This is a genomic window from Collimonas sp., assembly GCF_044339385.1.
In the GTDB taxonomy this organism is placed as follows: domain Bacteria; phylum Pseudomonadota; class Gammaproteobacteria; order Burkholderiales; family Burkholderiaceae_D; genus Collimonas.
This window is the reverse complement of the sequence record NZ_JBIIVN010000149.1, coordinates 1-6,471: the sequence shown is the minus strand read 5'-3', so window position 1 is coordinate 6,471 and position 6,471 is coordinate 1. Positions and strand designations below refer to the sequence as shown.

Genomic DNA, 6,471 nt, shown 5'->3' with positions numbered 1-6,471 from the left:
CGGCGTCATGTTCGGCAATCCCGAGACCACCACCGGCGGCAACGCCCTGAAGTTCTACGCTTCGGTACGTCTGGATATCCGCCGCACCGGCTCGATCAAGTCCGGCGATGAAGTCATCGGCAACGAAACCAAGGTCAAGGTCGTCAAGAACAAGATCGCCCCGCCATTCAAGGAAGCGCACTTCGACATCCTGTATGGCGAAGGCACATCGCGTGAAGGTGAAATCCTCGATCTCGGTTCCGATGCCAAGATCGTTGAAAAGTCGGGCGCCTGGTACAGCTACAACGGTGAACGTATCGGCCAAGGCAAGGACAATGCCCGTACCTACCTGAAAGAACGGCCGGAACTGGCGCGTGAAATCGAGAACAAGGTACGCGCTTCGCTGTGTGTGCCAGAGCTCGGCATCATCAAAACCGACGGCGGCGACAAGGCCGAAAAATCCGCAGCCAAGACCAGTAAAGCCGCCGCTGCTGCCGCAAAGTCGGAAGAGCCGGTTTAAGTTTTAAGGTTTAAGGTTTAAGGTAGAAGTTGGCACATAGTTGGCACTTGCCAATACCGTAGATACGTCATCCCCGCGAACGCGGGGATCCGGCTTGCCGGCTGGCTGATCAAAATGGATTCCCGTGTGCGCGGGAATGACGCAGCGCCGGGGCGCCTGGACGGGGGGCGCAGAGTTGTGCCCCCCCCCTTGAGACGCAATAGCAGTTCTAAATCACCCATGGCCAAACCGCAAATCAGCCTCAAAGGCAGAGCGCTGCGCTATCTGTCGGCGCGTGAGCACAGCCGTCTGGAGCTGGCGCGCAAATTATCGCGCTACGCGCAAGAAGGCGACGACATCGAAGCCTTGCTCGATACGCTGGAAGCCGCCAAGCTCTTGTCCCAATCACGCTTTTCAGAATCCCTGATCCACCGTCGCGCCCATCGCTACGGCAACAGCCGCATCCTCTCTGAACTGCAAAGCCACGGGATTGACGCCGACGCATTGGCCGATATCAAAGCCGACCTGGCCAGCGGCGAAATCGCCCGTGCGCGCGAAGTCTGGCGTAAGAAATTCAAGCAGCCGCCGGCAGACGCGGCTGAGCGCGCCAAACAAATACGTTTTTTGCTGCAACGCGGCTTTTCCCAGCGGGCGATCCAGGCCGCGCTCAAAGGTGGTGGCGATGAATCTGCGGATGAATCTCGTGATGGGTATGATCGCGATGGATATGACAATGATTGAACCGCGATACATGCCAGCATAGCCGACGTCGACGGCGCTTGATGTCTGTTTTGCAATGGTTGATCAAAAGCGGTAATGTGACATAAGCTGTGCTACACTTTTGGGGTTTTGCAAACCGCATGGAGCGGCAGTTGCCATAGAAGCTGTGGCAGCGATACGCAAATTAGTTCACCGATATGTCTCTGACACCCTCTGTCCCCCGCCGAGCGCTAAAGCACACCCGCGCGATTCACATCGAAGCGTTTGTGCGCGATGATGGCTTGTGGGATATCGACGCGCACGTTACCGATACCAAATCCTTCGATCTTTCTTTGCCTTCTGGCAATTTGCCGGCAGGTGCGCCGTTGCATAAGCTGTGGTTACGGCTGACCCTCGATCATCAGTTCATCGTCGTCGACGTCGACGTCAACTCGGCAGCCGTGCCGTATCCCGGCTATTGCAACACCATTGGTCCTGAGTATAAAAAACTGGTTGGCTTGAGCCTGGTCAAGGGCTTTCGTCATGCGCTCAAGGAGCGCATCGGCGGCGCGCTCGGCTGCACCCATCTGACCGAATTGGCGCAGATATTGCCGACCGCCGCATTGCAGGCGTTTGGCGGCGACGTAGATCGTACGAATCTTTCAGATCCGCTGGCCGAGCAGAAAAAGCCGCCCCAGCTCGATCGTTGTCATGCTTTACGTAGTGAAGGCGCAGTTGTCGCCAAATATTATCCGAAGTGGGCAATCAGCCCTCCGTCTGCAGTTGACTCCCAATCTAATTTATCCAACCAAGCAGTTCCATTTAATTAAGTGTCAGAAGGGAAGCTCGTATGAAGATCCATGAGTATCAGGGTAAAGAAATTCTCCGTCAGTTTGGAGTGACAACACCGCGTGGCATCCCGTGCCTGAACGTCGAAGACGCGGTCAAGGCAGCTGAAACTCTCGGCGGTTCGGTTTGGGTCGTCAAAGCCCAGATCCATGCTGGTGGTCGCGGCAAAGGCGGCGGCGTGAAAGTTGCCAAGTCGCTGGAACAAGTGCGCGAATACGCCAACCAGATTCTGGGCATGCAGTTGGTCACCCATCAAACCGGCCCGGAAGGCCAAAAAGTACGTCGCCTACTGATCGAAGAAGGCGCTGACATCAAGCAAGAACTCTACGTCAGCATGGTGACCGACCGCGTTACCCAGCGCGTGGTGCTGATGGCATCGAGCGAAGGCGGCATGGACATTGAAGAAGTCGCAGCCAGCCACCCGGAAAAAATTCATCAAGTCGTGATCGATCCGGCTACCGGCCTGACCGACGCCGAAGCAGACAGCATCTCGGCTAAAATCGGCGTACCGGCCGCTTCCATCGCTGACGCCCGCACCCAATTGCAAGGTTTGTACAAAGCCTATTGGGATACCGATTCGTCGCTGGCGGAAATCAACCCGCTGATCGTCACCGGTTCCGGCAAAGTCATCGCACTGGACGCCAAGTTCAACTTCGACGCCAACGCCTTGTTCCGCCATCCGGAAATCGTCGCTTACCGCGATCTGGACGAAGAAGATCCAGCTGAAATCGAAGCCTCCAAGTTCGACCTGGCCTACATCTCGCTCGACGGCAATATCGGCTGTCTGGTAAACGGCGCCGGTCTGGCCATGGCCACCATGGACACCATCAAACTGTTCGGCGGCGAGCCCGCCAACTTCCTCGACGTCGGCGGCGGCGCTACCGCTGAGAAGGTTACTGAAGCGTTCAAGATCATGTTGAAGAACCCAGGCCTGAAAGCCATCCTGGTCAACATTTTCGGCGGCATCATGCGCTGCGACGTGATCGCCGAAGGCGTCATCACTGCATCCAAAGCCGTTTCGCTGCAAGTGCCGCTGGTAGTCCGCATGAAGGGCACCAACGAAGAAATCGGCAAGAAAATGCTGGCCGATTCCGGCTTGCCGATCATCTCGGCAGACAGCATGGAAGAAGCGGCGCAGAAGGTTGTTGCTGCGGCCAACGGTAAATAAGTAATTAACTAGGAACAGATATGTCGATCCTGATCAACAAAGACACTAAAGTCGTCACCCAAGGCATTACCGGCAAGACCGGCCAATTCCACACCCGCGCCTGCCGCGATTACGCAAACGGCAAAAACGCATTTGTCGCCGGCGTCAACCCGAAGAAAGCCGGTGAAGATTTCGAAGGCATCCCGATTTTCGCTAACGTTGCCGAAGCCAAGGCCGCCACCGGCGCCAACGTCTCGGTTATCTATGTGCCGCCAGCAGGCGCAGCAGCGGCAATCTGGGAAGCCGTCGAAGCCGAACTCCATCTGGCCATCTGCATCACCGAAGGCATTCCGGTACGCGGCATGCTGGCACTGAAAGACCGCATGGCAAAGGCCGGCAGCAAGACTCTGCTGCTCGGGCCGAACTGCCCGGGTCTGATCACGCCAGACGAAATCAAGATCGGCATCATGCCAGGCCACATCCACAAGAAAGGCCGTATCGGCGTGGTATCGCGCTCCGGTACCCTGACTTATGAAGCAGTCGGTCAATTGACCGCACTCGGCCTGGGCCAATCGTCGGCAGTTGGTATCGGCGGCGACCCGATCAACGGCTTGAAGCACATCGACATCATGAAGATGTTCAACGACGATCCGGAAACCGATGCCGTTATCATGATCGGCGAAATCGGCGGCCCGGATGAGGCCAATGCCGCTTACTGGATCAAGGACAACATGAAAAAGCCGGTAGTCAGCTTCATCGCTGGTGTTACCGCTCCTCCGGGCAAACGCATGGGCCACGCCGGTGCCTTGATCTCTGGCGGCGCTGATACCGTACAAGCCAAGCTGGACATCATGGAAGCGTGTGGCATCACCGTAACCAAGAATCCATCGGAAATGGCACGCCTGTTGAAGGCTTTGCTGTAATCGTTGGCTGACGCCACGAGCGCGTCAAAGATAACAAACGTAATAACGTAATAACGTAATAAGCGTGACAAACAAAAAGGGAGCTTCGGCTCCCTTTTTGTTTAGCTGTATCCGCTGGTTTGTACTGACTGAGCTTCCCTCGATTTTTCGTCTTCCAACAGGCGGCATAAAAGCCACCTGTTGGAAGACGAAAAATCGAGGGAAGCTCACAATACCAATAACTGCGGCTCCGATCCGATGTCGCAGTATTGATAACTAACTACAGATAGCGTTTCCCAAGAGAGATAGGAATGGCGAAGATCATCCTGACCAAAGGCGGTACCGTGTTACAAGAGATGACGCTTACCAAAGAGCGCACCACCATCGGCCGCCGCGCCCACAATGACATGGTGATTGATAACCTTGCCATCAGCGGCGAGCATGCGGTCATCATCACTATTTACAACGACTCGTTTCTGGAAGACCTCAACAGCACCAACGGCACCCAGGTCAACGGTCACCCGGTCAGTAAGCACTTCCTGCAGCACAACGACATCATCCAGATGGCTCGGTACAAGCTGGTCTATCAGGTTGATTCTGAAGAAGAAATCAAAGACAACCGCCCCAAGATGTTCCCGCTGCCGCGCCCGGATGCCACCATCACCGTGCTGGACGGGCCAAGCGCCGGCAAGGCCATGCTGCTGACCAAGGTTCTGACCACGATCGGCCGTCCAGGCATCCAGGTCGCCATCGTCACGCGCCGCCCGCATGGTTACGAATTGACCCACGTCGAAGGGCAGACCTACACGCGCGTCAACGATGTGCCGCTAAGCGCCGGCCCGCGCGCACTGAAAGACGAGGATGTGATTGATATTGCCGGCACGGTGATGAAGTTTTCCTGGAAGGCTGCTTAGGCGTTTTTTAGCGTCAGCGTTGTTGGCAGAAATTGGCGGAAATTGGCAGAAATGAGAAGAAATGAGAAGAAACTAGCAGAAGCATCTGTTCACCTTCCGCAGCTTTAGTCGAGGTTAGTCAAGGCTGCGCGGCCTTTTCTCATGGTTGATTACGATATTTGGGTTGCAAAAAATGCTACCTGGAACCCGGTGGGCACCCCGGTTCTTCTTAAATCAGCAATGCAGGTAAGCGATGAATAAATTGCTTTAAAGATATTTTGCCAATTTGATACCCGACAGAAATAACAGTATTTGGTCAGCTCCGACCCCATAGTTTTTCCTTGTGACAAAATTTATCAACAAAACATCGAAAATATGCCAAATTTCGTCACTTTTGAAGTTGTCGATCAGAGAAATCCCAGAGTTTCCGATTGGCACAGACATTGCTCTATGTAAGGCGTAGTGCAGGTCCCTATGATTAACAGGAGAAACAAATGAAGTCGATGAAAATGATGCAACGCGCACAGCGCGGTTTTACTCTGATCGAATTGATGATCGTTGTGGCTATTATTGGTATTTTGGCTGCAGTAGCGATTCCTCAATACCAAAATTATACTGTGCGCGCTAAACTCGCTAACGCCATGATTGCGGCTGACGCTTTGAAAACGGCAACGGCTCTTTGCGCGCAAGAGGCCGGCGGTGTCGTTACTAACTGCACTACCAGCACTCCAGGAGCGGAGATCCCTGTATTTACTCCGACGAAAGAAGTCGCGTCAGCTAGTGTTGCTGGTGGCGTCGTTACAATTACCCTTGCAACTGACATTGGTACAGGTATTGATGGAAGTACAATCAGCTACACACCATATGTTGGTACCAGTGCTTTAACTTGGGCGATCACAACAAACATTGTTAACTCTGGAAATACGGCAGCTGCTTATAACTTTATTACTAAAAACAGTGTTGCCCCAGGCTCATAATAGCCTGTATTCGGATACCATCTAGCCTTCAAAAATACGCCCTATAAAGGGCGTATTTTTTATGATTTTAAATGTATGTGATTTCAACTTATTTAGACAGTACATCATTTAAAACGCAATACTAATTAACTTCTTACCAATTTATGGTGCGGCTAAAACTTTGAAGACCAATCGTAATAGTTTGTGTGGGATACATGCGTCAGATCAAACTGCCACAGTTACCGTCTATAACGAATGTATAGTTTGACCCCCGTCAAAATTTGTATTTCATGTCTGATCGTTGTTGCTGCCGTCACCTCTCCCTTGCTGATGTTTTTTCTTTTTTATGGGGCCCGGTTTCATGATATTCAACGCATCATTCAAGTTTCTTGCTCAATTTTTGGGGCGACGATCGCTGTTGTATAGTGGACCCGGAAATCCGGACAATAGTTTAAGGAGTATCCTGCACTGAACAACGAAGGCAGGATATGAACGAATTAAAACGAAACAGTTTCAGCGGGCAACAAAAAGCGAAGGTGGCACTGGA

General features: G+C 53.2%; 5 protein-coding genes and 2 pseudogenes. All 7 read left to right on the top strand.

Annotated features, from left to right (window positions below):
• Positions 1–499: pseudogene (gene recA / locus ACIQ0R_RS10435) on the top strand (recombinase RecA); the annotation flags it as partial.
• A gap of 219 nt (positions 500–718) precedes the next feature.
• Positions 719–1,219: a recombination regulator RecX gene (gene recX, locus ACIQ0R_RS10430; RefSeq protein ID WP_395826930.1), complete on the top strand. Its 501-nt coding sequence runs from the start codon at positions 719–721 to the stop codon at positions 1,217–1,219.
• A 176-nt stretch (positions 1,220–1,395) separates the two neighbouring features.
• Positions 1,396–2,007 carry a DUF2889 domain-containing protein gene (locus tag ACIQ0R_RS10425; RefSeq protein WP_395826926.1) on the top strand — a complete coding sequence of 204 codons (612 nt, stop codon included), beginning with the start codon at positions 1,396–1,398 and terminating at the stop codon, positions 2,005–2,007.
• A gap of 14 nt (positions 2,008–2,021) precedes the next feature.
• Positions 2,022–3,194: pseudogene (gene sucC, locus ACIQ0R_RS10420) on the top strand (ADP-forming succinate--CoA ligase subunit beta); the annotation flags it as partial.
• Between the two features lie 20 nt (positions 3,195–3,214).
• On the top strand, positions 3,215–4,096 hold the full coding sequence (gene sucD, locus ACIQ0R_RS10415; protein WP_395826923.1) for a succinate--CoA ligase subunit alpha: 882 nt from the start codon (positions 3,215–3,217) through the stop codon (positions 4,094–4,096).
• A 290-nt stretch (positions 4,097–4,386) separates the two neighbouring features.
• A complete protein-coding gene (locus ACIQ0R_RS10410; RefSeq protein WP_395826920.1) occupies positions 4,387–4,989 on the top strand; it encodes an FHA domain-containing protein in 603 nt (200 codons plus the stop codon).
• Between the two features lie 473 nt (positions 4,990–5,462).
• Positions 5,463–5,945, top strand: a complete 483-nt coding sequence (locus ACIQ0R_RS10405; RefSeq protein WP_395826917.1) for a prepilin-type N-terminal cleavage/methylation domain-containing protein — start codon at positions 5,463–5,465, stop codon at positions 5,943–5,945.
• Positions 5,946–6,471: the final 526 nt, after the last annotated feature.